At 60.1% G+C, this 14717-nt stretch carries 12 protein-coding genes; 3 read left to right on the forward strand and 9 right to left on the reverse strand.

The window, feature by feature from the left end; all coding sequences use genetic code 11:
* The first annotated feature begins 30 nt into the window (after nt 1-30).
* From B9A97_RS24765 to B9A97_RS24775, 3 genes are read left to right on the forward strand one after another with little or no spacing between them, the layout of a single operon-like run.
* Entirely contained in the window at nt 31-1287 is a 1257-nt protein-coding gene (locus B9A97_RS24765) for a Gfo/Idh/MocA family protein (protein WP_244564354.1), read from the forward strand.
* A 2-nt stretch (nt 1288-1289) separates the two neighbouring features.
* Nucleotides 1290-2306, forward strand: coding sequence for a Gfo/Idh/MocA family protein (locus B9A97_RS24770; protein ID WP_084368526.1), 1017 nt, complete (start codon nt 1290-1292; stop codon nt 2304-2306).
* Entirely contained in the window at nt 2306-3379 is a 1074-nt protein-coding gene (locus B9A97_RS24775) for a Gfo/Idh/MocA family protein (protein WP_084368503.1), read from the forward strand. The genes B9A97_RS24770 and B9A97_RS24775 overlap by 1 nt, the downstream gene beginning before the upstream one ends.
* Nucleotides 3380-3486: 107 nt before the next feature.
* Here the strand turns inward: B9A97_RS24775 and B9A97_RS24780 are convergent, their stop codons facing one another.
* The 9 genes from B9A97_RS24780 to B9A97_RS24820 all read right to left on the reverse strand — a co-directional run bounded on the left by B9A97_RS24780 (nt 3487) and on the right by B9A97_RS24820 (nt 14656).
* Nucleotides 3487-5208 carry an ABC transporter substrate-binding protein gene (locus tag B9A97_RS24780; protein ID WP_084368504.1) on the reverse strand — a complete coding sequence of 574 codons (1722 nt, stop codon included), beginning with the start codon at nt 5206-5208 and terminating at the stop codon, nt 3487-3489.
* A 79-nt stretch (nt 5209-5287) separates the two neighbouring features.
* On the reverse strand, nt 5288-5569 hold the full coding sequence (locus B9A97_RS24785; RefSeq protein ID WP_084368505.1) for a DUF2160 domain-containing protein: 282 nt from the start codon (nt 5567-5569) through the stop codon (nt 5288-5290).
* Nucleotides 5570-5582: 13 nt separating this feature from the next.
* Nucleotides 5583-6401 carry a carbohydrate ABC transporter permease gene (locus B9A97_RS24790; protein ID WP_084368506.1) on the reverse strand — a complete coding sequence of 273 codons (819 nt, stop codon included), beginning with the start codon at nt 6399-6401 and terminating at the stop codon, nt 5583-5585.
* 11 nt (nt 6402-6412) lie between these two features.
* Nucleotides 6413-7282, reverse strand: a complete 870-nt coding sequence (locus B9A97_RS24795; RefSeq protein ID WP_084368507.1) for a carbohydrate ABC transporter permease — start codon at nt 7280-7282, stop codon at nt 6413-6415.
* A gap of 2 nt (nt 7283-7284) precedes the next feature.
* The gene (locus B9A97_RS24800; RefSeq protein ID WP_084368508.1) at nt 7285-8355 is read right to left on the reverse strand and encodes an ABC transporter ATP-binding protein; all 1071 of its coding nucleotides are present in this window, start codon (nt 8353-8355) and stop codon (nt 7285-7287) included.
* 11 nt (nt 8356-8366) lie between these two features.
* The gene (locus tag B9A97_RS24805; RefSeq protein ID WP_084368509.1) at nt 8367-9449 is read right to left on the reverse strand and encodes an ABC transporter ATP-binding protein; all 1083 of its coding nucleotides are present in this window, start codon (nt 9447-9449) and stop codon (nt 8367-8369) included.
* Nucleotides 9450-9506: 57 nt separating this feature from the next.
* A complete protein-coding gene (gene glpD, locus B9A97_RS24810; protein WP_084368527.1) occupies nt 9507-11015 on the reverse strand; it encodes a glycerol-3-phosphate dehydrogenase in 1509 nt (502 codons plus the stop codon).
* Nucleotides 11016-11124: 109 nt separating this feature from the next.
* Nucleotides 11125-11901, reverse strand: a complete 777-nt coding sequence (locus B9A97_RS24815) for a DeoR/GlpR family DNA-binding transcription regulator (RefSeq protein WP_084368510.1) — start codon at nt 11899-11901, stop codon at nt 11125-11127.
* A gap of 181 nt (nt 11902-12082) precedes the next feature.
* Nucleotides 12083-14656, reverse strand: coding sequence for a hypothetical protein (locus tag B9A97_RS24820; RefSeq protein ID WP_143530701.1), 2574 nt, complete (start codon nt 14654-14656; stop codon nt 12083-12085).
* Between the last annotated feature and the right edge of the window lie 61 nt (nt 14657-14717).

Raw genomic sequence — 14717 nt, forward strand, 5'->3', positions numbered from 1 at the left:
GCCATTGTTGGATGCGGTTCGCGGCATAAGATGTTCCGCGATTCCGTTATCGATGACTACGCCGACAAACATGAAATCGTGGCCCTTTGCGACAGCAACGCCCATCGGCTGGGCGAAGCGGCGAAGGCGGCCTCTAAACCGGGGACCAACGGCGTCGCCACTTATCTCGCCTCGGATTTCGATCGGCTGATCCAGGAGCAGAAACCGGATACGGTGGTGGTCGCAACACCGGACTTCCTGCATGCGGACTATATCGTTAGGGCTTTCGAGGCCGGCTGCGACGTGATCTGCGAAAAGCCCCTGACGATCGACCTGACCAGGCTGAAAAAGATCGTCGATGCGCAGGCCGCCACCGGCCGCAAGGTCATGGTGACCTTCAACTACCGCTATTCGCCCGCGCGCACCCAGATCCGCGAACTCATCGCCTCCGGCGCGATCGGCACGGTGACAGCTGTCGATTTCCGCTGGCATCTCGACCGCGTTCACGGCGCCGACTATTTCCGCCGCTGGCACCGGCAAAAGGAAAATTCGGGTGGCCTGCTGGTTCACAAATCAACCCATCATTTTGACCTGCTGAACTGGTGGCTCGGTTCCGTACCCACGGAGGTTCTCGCCTCAGGCCGTCGCGCCTTCTACACCCCGGAAATGGCCGTGGAATTCGGCCTCGCCGAGCGCGGACCGCGTTGCGCGCACTGTCCGGTCGCCGACAAGTGCGATTTCGAACTCGATCTCTCCGCGGACGAGAGCCTGAAGACGATGTACCTCGATGCCGAGGGCGAGGACGGCTATTTCCGTGATCTCTGTGTCTTCGATGCGGAGATCGGCATCGAGGACACGATGCAGGCGCATATCCGCTATGCCTGCGGCGTGACCGCCAACTACACCCTCACCGCCTATTCCCCTTGGGAGGGGTTAGAGATCAAGTTCCAGGGCACCAAGGGCGATATCACCCACCGGCATGTGGAAGTGCACGGCGTCTTCGGCGGCGAGCGGGCCCATGCCGACGAGGATGCGGTCACAACCGAACTGCACCTGGCTGGGCAGCATCCCGTCATGCTCGAAGTGCCCAAGGGCAAAGGCCATCACGGCGGCGCGGACCCTGTGATGCTGGGCTACATCTTCGACCCCGAAGGCATGGAGCCGGACCGCTATGGTCGCGCCTCCGACCATGTGGCCGGTGCGTGGTCGATCCTGACCGGCATCGCCGCAAACGCCTCGATCGACAGCGGTTCCGTCGTCAATATCCAGTCCTTGCTGCGGTCTCGCGGCATCAAGCTCGGGGGATGATGATGGCTACCAGGTTGCGCGTTGGCGTCATCGGTATCGACCACAATCATATCTATGGCATGCTGAACGGACTGCGAAACGCCGGCGCGGAATGTGTGGGCTGGGCAACAGGTCCTGAGACCCCGGAAAAGCTCTGCCAGGTTTTTCGCGAGTCCTACCCGGATACGCCTCAAAAATCCGCACAAGCGCTCCTTGAGGACGACAGCATCGGTCTCATCCTGAGCGCGGCTGTCAACAGCGACCGGTCTGGCATTGCCATCGCGGCGATGCGCCATGGCAAGGACGTGCTGGTCGATAAGCCTGGCTGCACGACACAGACACAGCTTGCCGAGATCAAGCAGGCCGTGGCCGATACCGGCCGCCGATGGACGGTGTGCTTTTCGGAGCGTCTTGACGTCGACTGCGTGACGCTGGCCGACCGGCTTATTACAGAAGGCCGGATTGGCAAGGTGGTGCAGACCGTCGGACTAGGGCCGCACCGGCGTAACAGCCATCTTCGACCAGACTGGTTCTGGGACCGCAATCGCTATGGCGGCATCCTCACGGATATCTGCGCCCACCAATTCGATCAGTTCCTGCATTTCACGGGCTCGACGGAAGCGCGCGTGGTTTCTGCCCATATCGGCAATGTCGCAAACCCGGATCGCCCGGATTTCCAAGACTTCGGCGAGGTGCTTCTCGAAGGCAATGGCGGGCGCGGCTATGCCCGCGTGGACTGGCTGACGCCGGATGGGTTGCCGACATGGGGTGATGGCCGTATGACGATCCTCGGCACGGAGGGATATCTGGAACTCCGCAAATACATCGATATCTCCGGTCGCCCCGGCACGGATCACGTCTTCCTGGCCGACCGCTCGGGGGTCGAGCACTTCGATGCGCGGGGGGCCGGGAAGCCCTTCTTTTCCAGGCTGATCAGCGATCGGGAAAACGGCACCGAGACTGCCATGCGCCAGGCCCACGCATTTCTTGCAACCGAGCTAGCCTTGCAGGCGCAGGCCCTGGCTGAAGGAAATCTCTAATGCTCAAACGCATCCGTGTCGCGGTCATCGGCACCGGCATCGGTCGGCAACACATTGTGGGCTATGCCGAGCTGCCCGATCTGTTCGAGGTGGCTTACATTTGTGACCTCAATCGCGAACGCGCGGAAGAAGCCGCACAACTGGTTCCCGGAACGCAAGTGGTCACGGACTTCGCCGAGGTCCTGGCCGATGCGACAGTGGACATCGTGGATATCTGCCTGCCGCCACGGATGCATGCGCCTTTCACGATAACGGCGCTGAAAGCCGGCAAGCATGTCATTTGCGAGAAGCCGCTGGCCGGATCGATGGCCGATGTCAGGCGCATCAAGACGGCCGCGGAGGAAGCAAACCGGCACGTCTTCCCGGTGTTCCAGTATCGCTATGGCACGAGCTACTATGCGCTTCATGACCTCAAGAAGCTTGGGCTTCTGGGTCGCCCCTATGTATTGTCCATGGAAACCCATTGGCAGAGAACGCCCAGCTATTACGAGGAACAACCCTGGCGCGGCACCTGGGCCGGCGAACTCGGTGGCGTTCTTGTCAGCCACGCCTGCCATATCCACAACCTCGCCACCCATCTTGTCGGGCCGATAACGCAAGTCGCCGCCTTTGCCGAAACGCGCGTGAACACCGTGGAAACGGAAGACTGCGCAGCCATTGCCATGCGCAGTAGCGAAGGTGCCATGATCACGTCGTCGGTGACTCTCGGCGGCGCCGGCAATCTCACGCGGTTTCGCGCCTGCTTTGAACATCTCACAGTCACGTCAAGTGATGAACCCTATCAGGTCTGCTCCGTGCCATGGCGGTTTGTGGCCGCAGACCCCGCCCGGCAAGCAGAGGTCGATGCCATCGTTGCAGCCGCGCCCCATATACCGCCGCGCTTCCCGGGTTTCTTCACGGACATCCATCGGCGGCTGACAGGCCAGCCGGATTTCTTCCTGCCAGAGATCGAGGAAAGCTATCACTCGATCGAGCTGATCACGGCCTTCTACGACAGCGCACGCAGCGGCCGGATCGTGTCATTGCCTTTGCCCCACGATCATCCCATGGCCGAAGGCTGGATAAACGCATAGCCAGACAAAAAGAGGCCGGAACGTGAGATCACGTTCCGGCCGAAGCTATCAGTTGCGATGCGGCGTTGACGAGATGGCGCCCCGCCGCGATCTTTCTCAAAGCTGGCTTACTTCTGCCAGCTCTTGACCAGTTCGTCATAGTTGACGGTGATCGGCTTTTCTTTCTCGTTCTCGATCTTCAACTGCGGAGCAAGGTTGCCCTTGGCGGCGGCGTCCTTGTTCCAGTAGGCGAGGTCATGCTCTTCGGCCAGCTTCGGACCGATATCACCCTGAACGCCTGCGCGTTCCAGGCGCTGCAGAACCTTTTCCTGCTCGGCGCAGAGCGAGTCCATGGCTTCCTGTGCGGTCTTGGCACCCGAGGATGCGTCGCCGATCGCCTGCCACCACAGCTGTGCCAGCTTCGGATAGTCCGGAACGTTGGTGCCGGTCGGCGACCACTGCACGCGGGCCGGAGAGCGGTAGAACTCGATCAGACCACCAAGCTTAGGCGCACGATCCGTAAAGCTCTTGTGCTGGATCGAGCTCTCGCGGATCAAGGTCAGGCCGACATGGCTCTTCTTGACGTCCACGGTCTTGGAGGTGACGAACTGCGCATAGAGCCAGGCAGCCTTGGCGCGGTCGTCAGGCGTGGATTTCAGAAGCGTCCAGGAACCGACGTCCTGATAGCCGAGCTTCATGCCGTCCTTCCAGTAGACACCATGCGGGCTCGGAGCGAAGCGCCACTTCGGCGTACCGTCCGCGTTCACGACAGGCAGGCCGTCCTTCACCAGATCGGCGGTGAAGGCGGTGTACATGAACATCTGCTGGGCGATCTCACCCTGCGACGGAACCGGGCCGGATTCCGAGAAGGTCATGCCGTTGGCGGCGGCCGGCGCATAGGCCTTCAGCCAGTCGAGATACTTCTGGATGGCGTAGACCGAGGCCGGACCGTTGGTGTCGCCGCCGCGGGCAACGCAGGAGCCGACCGGACGCGAGTTTTCGTCGACCTTGATGCCCCATTCGTCGACCGGAAGACCGTTCGGCAGGCCCTTGTCGCCATTGCCGGCCATGGACAGCCAGGCGTCGGTGAAGCGCCAGCCGAGCGACGGGTCCTTCTTGCCGTAGTCCATGTGACCATAGACCTTCTTGCCGTCGATTTCGCGACCGGTGAAGAACTCGGCGATATCCTCGTAGGCCGACCAGTTGACCGGCACGCCGAGATCGTAGCCATACTTGGCCTTGAAGTCGGCCTTGTTCTTCTCATCGTTGAACCAGTCGTAGCGGAACCAGTAGAGGTTCGCGAACTGCTGGTCGGGCAGCTGGTAGAGCTTGCCGTCAGGCGCGGTGGTGAATTTCAGGCCGATGAAGTCATTAAGGTCGAGGCCGGGATTGGTAACGTCCTTGCCTTCGTTCGCCATCCAGTCGGTCAGCGAGCGGGCCTGCTTGTAGCGCCAGTGGGTGCCGATCAGGTCTGAGTCGTTGACATAGGCGTCATAGACGTTTTCGCCGGACTGCATCTGCGTCTGCAGCTTTTCGACCACGTCGCCTTCGCCGATCAGGTCATGGGTGATCTTGATGCCGGTGATTTCGGTGAAGGCCTTGGCCAGCACCTTGGATTCATACTCATGCGTGGTGATCGTTTCCGAAACCACCTTGATATCCATGCCGGCAAAGGGCTTTGCGGCATCGATGAACCATTGCATTTCCTTTTCCTGGTCGGCGCGGGACAGCACGGACATATCGCCGATCTCGGCGTCCAGGAATTTCTTCGCAGCGTCCATGTCTGCGAATGCGGAGCCGGTAAATGCCAGCAGCATCACCGCCGTTGTCGTCAGAAGTTGCCGTCGCATGATAATCCTCCCAAAGGTTTGCGATTGCAGTTCAAACAGTGCGGATGCCCGATTTCGCGGCCATCCGTTTTGGCTTGCCCTAGACGAAGCGGAATACGCCGATCGCGTAGACCACCGACAGGGCGAGAGCCCACCACAGGTTCGGTCCTCCCAGACCCAACCATGCGAGATGAATGAATGCGGAGCCGAGCAGCGAAATGAACAGGCGATCACCTCGCGTGGTCTCGAACCGCAATATGCCGACCCGCGGATTGCCTCCCGGCGACATGTATTCCCAAACCGCCATGCCGGCGATCAGGGCAAAAATTGTGATGAAGAACAGCGCCGTCGGCAGTGTCCAGGCCATCCAGGAGAAGTCCATCCCAGCTCTCCTCTCACACGCGGCCCAGGGCGAAGCCCTTGGCGATGTAGTTGCGAACGAAATAGATGACCAGCGCCCCGGGTATGATGGTCAGCACACCTGCGGCTGCCAGCACGCCCCAGTCCATGCCCGATGCGGAAACTGTGCGGGTCATGGTGGCCGCGATCGGCTTGGCGTCTGTTGTGGTCAAGGTCCGGGCGATCAGAAGTTCGACCCAGGAGAACATGAAGCAGAAGAAGGCGGCCACACCGATGCCCGAAGCAATGAGCGGCATGAAGATCTTGAAGAAGAATTTCGGGAAGGAATAGCCGTCGATATAGGCCGTCTCATCGATCTCCTTCGGCACGCCGGACATGAAACCTTCCAGGATCCAGACCGCCAGCGGCACGTTGAACAGGCAATGGGCAATGGCAACCGCTATATGCGTATCGATGAGGCCGAAGGCCGAGTAGAGCTGGAAGAACGGCAGCGCGAACACCGCCGGCGGCGCCATGCGGTTGGTCAGCAGCCAGAAGAAAAGGTGCTTGTCGCCCAGGAACCGGTAGCGAGAGAACGCATAGGCCGCCGGAAGAGCTGCGGAAACCGAGATCACCGTGTTCAGCGCCACATAGATGATCGAATTGATATAGCCGTTATACCAGGCCGGATCGGTGAAGATCACCATGTAGTTGCGGATCGTCGGGCTCTGCGGCCAAAGCGAAAACGTGCCCAGGATCTCCGTATTGCTCTTGAAGCTCATGTTCACGAGCCAGTAGATCGGCAGGATCAGGAAGATGATATAGATCGTCGGGACGAGGAACGAGTAGCGCCCGGTTCTATTGGTGCTGGCCATGGATCCCTCCCTCACTTTGCCGGTGCGTCGCTGTTGGTCATCACGGTGTAGAATATCCATGACAGCAACAGGATGATCAGGAAGTAGATGATCGACATCGCCGCCGCTGGGCCAAGATCGAACTGGCCGACTGCCATCTTGACGAGGTCGATTGACAGGAATGTCGTCGAGTTGCCCGGTCCGCCGCCAGTGACGACGAACGGCTCCGTGTAGATCATGAAGCTGTCCATGAACCGCAGCAGCACGGCGATCAGAAGCACCCGCTTCATCTTCGGCAGCTGGATGTAGCGGAAGACCGACCAGCGGGAGGCACCATCGATCTTGGCCGCCTGGTAATAGGCATCCGGGATCGATACGAGGCCGGCATAGCAAAGGAGAACAACAAGGCTCGTCCAGTGCCACACGTCCATGACGATGACGGTCACCCAGGCATCAACAGGATCCTGCGTGTAGTTATAGTCGATGCCGAGAACCGTCAGATAGTGGCCGAGGAAGCCGATATCCACGCGTCCGAAAACCTGCCAGATCGTGCCGACGACATTCCATGGAATGAGCAGCGGCAGCGCCATCATTACGAGGCAGACCGGAACGCCGAGTCCAGATTTCGGCATGTTAAGCGCGATGAAGATACCGAGCGGAACCTCGATCGCCAGGATGATCATCGAGAAGATGAGATTGCGCATCAGCGCATCCCAGAAGCGGTCGGAATTCAGGATCTCGAGGAACCAGTCCGTGCCGGCCCAGAAGAACTGGTTGTTGCCGAAAGTATCCTGGACGGAATAGTTGACGACCGTCATCAGCGGAATGACGGCGGAGAATGCGACCAGCAGTAGCACCGGCAGCACCATGAACCAGGCTCTGTTGTTCCAGGTCTTTTCCATGGTCAGCCCTCCACCCCAGCGCGCCAGCTATCGGCATAAATCCCGATCGCCGCGGGATCGAACGTGACCCTGGCATCGGCCGGTATCGCGTCGTCTTCGGCAAGCACGATCGACAGCGGGCTGCCGCAGAAACTTCCCCGCACGATCTTCTGGCGCCCGATATCCTCGACCTTGCGGATCTCGATCGGCATGCCCTCCCCACCGAGCCGGACAAATTCCGGCCTGATGCCAAGCTCGATGCGGCTTGCGGCACCGATTTTCGGTGGTGCCTGCAATGGTATCCGCTGGTCGCCGACAACCGCTGTCGCTCCCTCTATCCTTGTCGGCATCAGGTTCATGCCGGGTGAGCCGATGAAGTAGCCGACGAATGTGTGGCTCGGCCGTTCGAACAACTCGGCAGGCGTGCCGATCTGGACGATCTGGCCATCATACATGACGACGACCTTGTCGGCGAAGGTCAGCGCCTCGGTCTGGTCATGGGTGACATAGACCATCGTGAAGCCGGACTGCCGATGCAGCCGCTTCAACTGCGACCGCAGGACCCATTTCATATGGGGATCGATCACCGTCAGCGGCTCGTCGAACAAGATGGCATTGACATCAGACCGCACCAGGCCCCGGCCAAGGGAGATCTTCTGTTTCTGGTCGGCCGTCAGGCCGTTGGCCCGCCGTTTCGCCATGCCCGCAAGGTCGGTCATTTCAAGGATATGGTCGACGCGCGCCTTCACCTCAGCCTCGGGAACGTGCCGATTGCGCAAGGGAAAGGCGAGGTTGTCGAACACGGTCATCGTGTCATAGACGACGGGAAACTGGAAAACCTGCGCGATGTTGCGCTGCTGCGTGGTCAAGTCGGTAACATCGACGCCATCGAACAGGATGCGTCCATCGGACGGATGCAGCAGGCCCGAGATGATGTTGAGCAGCGTGGTCTTGCCGCAACCCGAAGGTCCAAGCAGGGCATAAGCACCGCCGTCGTCCCATTCGTGATGCACTTCCTTCAGCGCGTAGTCGCCGGCTGCTTTGGCCTTTTGGTTATAGGCGTGGCGAATATGTTCAAGATTGATGCGTGCCATCTCTTCGCCTCCTATTCCGCTTCGTGGCCAGCGCCGGATAACGACCGGCCGGTCCTGGGATCGAACGCCATCAGATGCCGCAATTCCAAATGCACATCGATCGTCTGGTCTGGATCGATGTCGTGAATTCCGTGCTCCAGCATGACCCAGCGCGATCCGGCATAGTCGAGATGGATGAAGCTCTCGGATCCGGCAATCTCCGAAACCATCGTGCGGGCCGATAGAGCGATCGTGCCGCTGCGAGGCTTTAGGAAAACATGGTGCGGCTGGAACGCGACGGTGACCGGACCATTGGGAATGCCGGTCAGGTGCACCGGCAGGTCCATGACCTTGCGATCGCCCAGCAAGAGGCTGCCATCGGACTTCACGAGATCAATCGTGTTCAATGGCGGATCGGCAAAAGTGCGGGCCGTCAGAAGATCGGCCGGATTGCGGTAGACCTTGATCGTCTCGTCGAACTGCGTGATCCGGCCTTCGCTGAGCGCGGCTGTATTGCCGCCCAGAAGCAGCGCCTCCGCAGGCTCGGTCGTCGCATAAACGAAGATCGCACCCGACTCGGCAAAGAGCTTCGGCAATTCTTCACGCAATTCCTCACGCAGCTTATAATCGAGATTGGCCAGCGGCTCATCCAGCAGCACCAGCTTGGCATTCTTGACAATGGCCCGCGCAAGCGCCGTGCGTTGCTGCTGGCCGCCCGAGAGGTTGAGCGGCAGACGGTCAAGATAGGGTGTCAGACGCAACAGTTCCGCAGCCTTGCGCACTTCCCGGTCGATCGTTGCCGCATCCTTGCCGGCGATGCGCATCGGAGAGGCGATGTTTTCGTAGACGGTAAATGCAGGATAGTTAATGAACTGCTGGTAGACCATGGCGACACTGCGCTTCTGCACCGCGACACCGGTCACGTCTTCGCCGTCGAAATGGATTGAACCGCCGGTCGGCTTGTCGAGACCGGCCATCAGCCGCATCAGCGAGGTCTTGCCGGACAGGGTCGGACCCAACAGAACGTTCAGCGATCCCCGCTGCAATGTCAGATCGGTAGGACGAATATGATATTCGTTCCCGACCATCTTCGACACTTTGCGCAATTCCAGCATTCGTCCTCGGGCCTCCCAACCCTCAGGCAATGTCTCCACCGGCAAGCGACTACACGACTACAAAACCGCTTCCCTTGCCAGATAGTCCTCAAGGCCCGCTGCTTCCTCACGCGAAAGGAACAGGCCCTGCTTGGTTCGCCGCCACAGAATATCCTCCGCGGTGCGAGCCCATTCGAATTCCATCAGATAGCGCACTTCGGCCTCGTACAGCGTACCGCCGAAAAGCCGCCCAAGCTCTGCTTCAGATTTCGCCTTTCCAAGCACCATGGGCGCCCTGGTCCCGTAGCATCGGATCAGGCGCTCAGCATAGACGGTCGAAATGAAGGGGTAAGAGGCCCTGAGAGCCTGGACCTGCTTTGTGACCGCAGTCACTGCAAAATCGCCGCCCGGAAGCGAGCTTCCGGCTGTCCAGGGACCGCCGCGAGCCCCGATCGCTTCGCTGATCTTCTCAAGCGCATGCTCGGCCAGGCGACGATAGGTCGTCAACTTGCCACCAAAGACGTTCAGCAGCGGCACGCCGCCGTCCGTCTCCACCTTCAACACGTAGTCACGTGTGGCTTCCTGCGCCTTGGATGCACCGTCATCATAGAGCGGGCGAACCGCCGAATAGCTCCAGACGATATCCTCGGGCCGCACCGGCTCCTGAAAATACTCACTTGCCGCATTGCAGAGATAGGAGACTTCTTCGTCGCTGATCTTCACATCCTTCGGGTCGTCGCGATAGTCCCTGTCGGTAGTCCCGATCAGGGTGAACTCGCCCTCATAGGGTATGGCGAAAATGATGCGATTGTCGGGGTTCTGGAAAAAGTATGCGCGCGGATCGGAAAACTTCTTGCGCACGATAATGTGGCTGCCCTGCACGAGGCGCACATTGTGCACGTTGTTCTTACCCACCGCGCCGGCAAGCACCTGGTCCACCCATGGACCGGCGGCATTCACCAGCATGCGCGCAGAAAACGTCCTGGTCTCACGCGAATCATTGGACCGGACCGTGACCTGCCACAGGCCATTCTCCCGGCGGGCGGACGTGACCTTGTAACGGCTGAGGATCGTGGCGCCACGATCGGCAGCGTCCCGGGCATTGAGCACCACCATGCGGGCATCATCAACCCAGCCGTCGGAATATTCGAACGCCTTGGTGAAGATCGGCTTCAGCGGCTTGCTAGCGGGATCGCGCCGCATATCCAAAGTCTTGGTGGCCGGCAGAAGCTTGCGGCCGCCCAGGTGATCATAGAGAAATAGGCCAAGACGGATAAGCCAGGCCGGGCGGATGCCGCCCTTCTGGAACGGAAGCACGAAACGGAGCGGCCAGATGACGTGCGGCGCCATGGCCCACAGCACCTCGCGCTCCATCAGAGCCTCACGCACCAGGCGAAACTCGTAATGCTCCAGATAGCGCAAGCCGCCATGGATCAGCTTTGTTGCGCCGGATGACGTGCCCGACGCGAAGTCGTTCATCTCCGCCAAGGCAACCGAATAGCCGCGGCCGCTCGCATCGCGCGCGATCCCGCAGCCATTGATGCCGCCACCTACAACAAAGATATCGAAAACCGTTTTGCCTGACATCATCCCACCCATTTCGCACTGCACTAGTTTTTTGCAATTGCGAAAGCATGAATATCTAATTCGAAAATGAAACGAATGTCAAACGAACTTTAAATAAAAGCCGCCGCGTTCAGGAAATGGCCGGTTGAGAAGTTTCTATCAGCCGCACATCGCCATCAATGCAAACCGCGCGTACCGAGGCGCTGGGACAATGATCGGTGATGAAGGTGTGGACCTGCGAGATATGGCCGATCCGCACCGGCGCCGTGCGTTCGAACTTGGAGGCATCGGACACAAGGATGACGTGGCGGGCATTGGCCATGATGGCCTGCGCCACCTTCACCTCGCGATAATCGAAGTCTAGCAGCGCCCCATCCTCATCAATCGCCGAGACGCCGATGACGGCGAAATCGACCTTGAACTGTCGAATGAAATCGACTGCCGCCTCGCCGACGATACCGCCGTCAGATCCACGCACCACGCCGCCGGCGATAACCACCTCAATCGAGGGAAAGATCCTCAAGCGATTGGCAACATTGATGTTATTGGTGATCACCATCAATTCGCGATGATCGATCAGGGCTTCGCCCACCGCCTCCGTCGTCGTACCGATATTGATGAACAGCGAGGAATTATCGGGAATAATGGCAGCGGCGGCGCGCCCGATCGCCTGCTTCTCCAGCGCCGCCATGGAGCGACGGGCCTCGTATTTGACGTTTTCATTGCCGCTGGGAAACACCGCTCCGCCATGAATGCGGTTGAGCGCCCGTTCGTCGCAGAGATCGTTCAGATCCTTGCGGATGGTCTGCGGCGTCACGGCAAAGCGCACCGCAAGTTCCTCCACCATGACACGCCCCTGCTCCTTGGCCAGGGCCATGATCTCAACCTGCCGCGCCGACAACAACATACCAACCTCCCGACATTCGTTTTTTCTTCATCCTAGAACAAAACGAATGCGGAACAAGTGCGTCTTTAGGAACGCCCTGAAAGGGGCGTGAATGCCGATACCGACAGTTCAAAGTTCGCTACCGAACACGGCGGTAGGCGTAGATCACCTGGTCAAAGTGGGAAATCCCTCCCTTGAGTGATCAATGCCCCACCGCCGTCGGGATCCGATAGAGACTCAGGTCCTGGTTGCGATAAATCAGCGTGAAGTCGGCGGGCACCTGGCGGGCGTTGCGCACGACCGCATAATAGTGCCCATACTGACGCTTCAGTTCCGTCGCCTCCGGCGAGATTTCGCCATTCAGCACTTTCTCATTGATATCAAGCCGCTTCATTCGCTCCGCCACGTTGATCCGCAGGTCGTTGAAGCTGGTGAACCAGGAGGACAAGTAGAACTGTCGCTCTGCCACGGCCGAATAGGAATTCCATCCGTCCCCAATGCGTTGTTCTGGGCCGGTCAGGTCCGTGAACAACAGCGCATCCTTTTCCACATCGGTGCGGACCTTCGTCCACATGTCGTACATGGCGGGGGTCAGCTTGTCCTTGTCCCCGTTCATGAACTGGGGATCAATTCGCACCCAACCCGCGCCGACGCCAACCACGAGCAATCCCATCCCCGCGGTGATCAGCAGGAGCATGGCCCGCCGCAGGAAGACGAAGTGGCGGCCCTCCAGCGCCAGCGAGAACAGGCATATGGCGACCATCACCGGCACCCAAACGAAGAAGGTCTGCGACCCGCCATAATCCCGGGTTGCGATGTAAGGTAGCGTCATCACGGCACCGGCCAGCAGCATGCGCCAGACCCGGCGAACCTCCTGCCTATAAAGGATGACCGCCAGGGCCACACCGAGGAGATTCAGCATGGCGACGGAGTAGAAGAGGTATGGATAGGCCACATAGGCAGCAAACCCGCACCAGTAGGCGGCAGAGAGAAAGCCTAGCCGCACCCGCAGCAGTGCAAGGCCGATCACCACCCAGCCAAGGTCACGCAGGGCGGAGATGAAGATCACCATGGGATCTGAGACATGCTGGTTGAACAGCAGGATACGCACCTCGGGCCCAGGTACGTAGAGATGCCAGTAGACGCGCCCCCAGTTGATGAGGCTAACCGACCCCACTGCCAACACCACCAAACCCGCGATCACAATAACCGTTAGCTGCCCCCGGGTGGGCCGTCGTCTGAAGAAGAGCTGCAGAAGGTCGAAGCCGAGGATCAGGGGCCAGGAGACGAATACCGCCATCTTGGAAAGGGCCGCACCGGCGGCAATGCTCATTCCTGCCGCTGCCGTGCCGATCGGACTGCCGGCTGTCAGTGGCCGCAGAGCGAAGGCCGAGAAAATGAGCGGTATGGCCAGCGGCACGGCGGGCGAATCCACGGCAAAGCTCGGATAGCGCGTCGCCGTCATCACCAGGGCAGTGACCAGCAGGACGAACCACGGATCGCGGAGCGGTTCTCCCTGCTCCCGCGCCGCATTCGCCGCGCCATAAAGGCCGCTGGCCAGCCAGCAGCCGAAAAAGATCCCATTGCTGCAGGTGAGGAAGGCCATGGCGTCGAAGCCCGGAACGTTGAGGAAGGCCGCTCCATAAATCATCGGTGGTGTATTGCCGTAGGGCAGTATATTGCCTTCTGCCGCCAGGTTCCACAGCGGATAGAGGGAGACCTTCAGCGTGTGGATCACGCCAGCGCTGTGGGCGATGTCGCCTTGGGTGCCGTTGCTCAGGGTCTCTGTCGGCCCGTGCCACAGCAGAGCCATGTACAATGCATATAAGGCGATCGGCACCGCGCAGCCGCCGAGGACAGTCAGGAGCCTGACCAAATCGGCCCGGTCGGGCCGCCAAACCAGCAGCGGTGTCCACGACAGCACCAGGAGCAACGGCGCCAGCCATCGGCCAATGCCATCCCCGATGAAGAATGCCGCCAGCAACACCGTCAGCGGCAGGGCCAGAGGATAGCCGTAAAATAGCCACTGGCTGGCCCGTCCACCCGCCTGGCGCTGGACGAGGGCGCCCATGGACATGGCGGTTAGCGCCACAAGGCCGAACAAGACGAAGCCTATCAGCGTGTGCCCCGCGATCAGACGGATAAGTCCCCAGTCCTTGGTCGCACCGTTGAGTTCGTTGATTGGGTGAATGATCCCGGCTGCCACCAGCGCGAGAATGGACCCGCCACCGGCGAGCATGAGGGCCGTTCCCCCGGCTAGAACTGCAGTCTGGCGTCCCAGGCACCAGTCAAACAGATTTCGGCCCCAGAGCAGCAAGAACACGAGAGTTAGCAGCACGTTGCCAGCCATCACCGCTGGCTCTAGTTGGAGCGTTGCCGTTACCCGGTAGCTGCGGCCGTTGGTCCGCGGGTCGCTGTTGTCGCTGGCTGAGAAGTAGAGCTGCTCCTTCCAGTGCGAATAAACGCCTCCGCCGATCTTGCGGATGTCGTCGTGCGAGGCGTGCATCGGGCCGAGAGACCGTCCGTCCTCCTGCAGCGTCAGGGTCGAACGATTGCCGTTAAGGCCGTCGGAGCCGATCTCGAAGGGGAATTGGGTCTGGAGCCTGTCCTGGATGTTGGCTTGATAGGCCGATCCGGATTCGGCCAATATCTGGTCGGAGGGAATGTCAGCGCTGATGGTCCAGACACCAAGCGCCAAGACGAGTGCGCAGAGATAGACTAGCGCGATCACGCTCCCTAGCAGCGAGCCTACCAGTGTCCAAACCGTCCTACCCATTGCCACCGTCCCCCGCATCTTTTTCCGTTCCGACGCCTGTGCTCGGCCATAGGCCGCATGA

It is taken from the genome of Rhizobium sp. RU36D (genome assembly GCF_900176345.1).
Classification (GTDB): Bacteria; Pseudomonadota; Alphaproteobacteria; order Rhizobiales; family Rhizobiaceae; genus Allorhizobium.

Excerpts from the sequence above, each read along its gene's own strand:
- B9A97_RS24765 (WP_244564354.1), top strand. The coding sequence starts at position 31 with ATGTTCCGCGATTCCGTTATCGATGACTACGCCGACAAACATGAAATC.
- B9A97_RS24770 (WP_084368526.1), top strand. The coding sequence starts at position 1,290 with ATGGCTACCAGGTTGCGCGTTGGCGTCATCGGTATCGACCACAATCAT.
- B9A97_RS24775 (WP_084368503.1), top strand. The coding sequence starts at position 2,306 with ATGCTCAAACGCATCCGTGTCGCGGTCATCGGCACCGGCATCGGTCGG.
- B9A97_RS24780 (WP_084368504.1), bottom strand. The coding sequence starts at position 5,208 with ATGCGACGGCAACTTCTGACGACAACGGCGGTGATGCTGCTGGCATTT.
- B9A97_RS24785 (WP_084368505.1), bottom strand. The coding sequence starts at position 5,569 with ATGGACTTCTCCTGGATGGCCTGGACACTGCCGACGGCGCTGTTCTTC.
- B9A97_RS24790 (WP_084368506.1), bottom strand. The coding sequence starts at position 6,401 with ATGGCCAGCACCAATAGAACCGGGCGCTACTCGTTCCTCGTCCCGACG.
- B9A97_RS24795 (WP_084368507.1), bottom strand. The coding sequence starts at position 7,282 with ATGGAAAAGACCTGGAACAACAGAGCCTGGTTCATGGTGCTGCCGGTG.
- B9A97_RS24800 (WP_084368508.1), bottom strand. The coding sequence starts at position 8,355 with ATGGCACGCATCAATCTTGAACATATTCGCCACGCCTATAACCAAAAG.
- B9A97_RS24805 (WP_084368509.1), bottom strand. The coding sequence starts at position 9,449 with ATGCTGGAATTGCGCAAAGTGTCGAAGATGGTCGGGAACGAATATCAT.
- glpD (WP_084368527.1), bottom strand. The coding sequence starts at position 11,015 with ATGTCAGGCAAAACGGTTTTCGATATCTTTGTTGTAGGTGGCGGCATC.
- B9A97_RS24815 (WP_084368510.1), bottom strand. The coding sequence starts at position 11,901 with ATGTTGTTGTCGGCGCGGCAGGTTGAGATCATGGCCCTGGCCAAGGAG.
- B9A97_RS24820 (WP_143530701.1), bottom strand. The coding sequence starts at position 14,656 with ATGGGTAGGACGGTTTGGACACTGGTAGGCTCGCTGCTAGGGAGCGTG.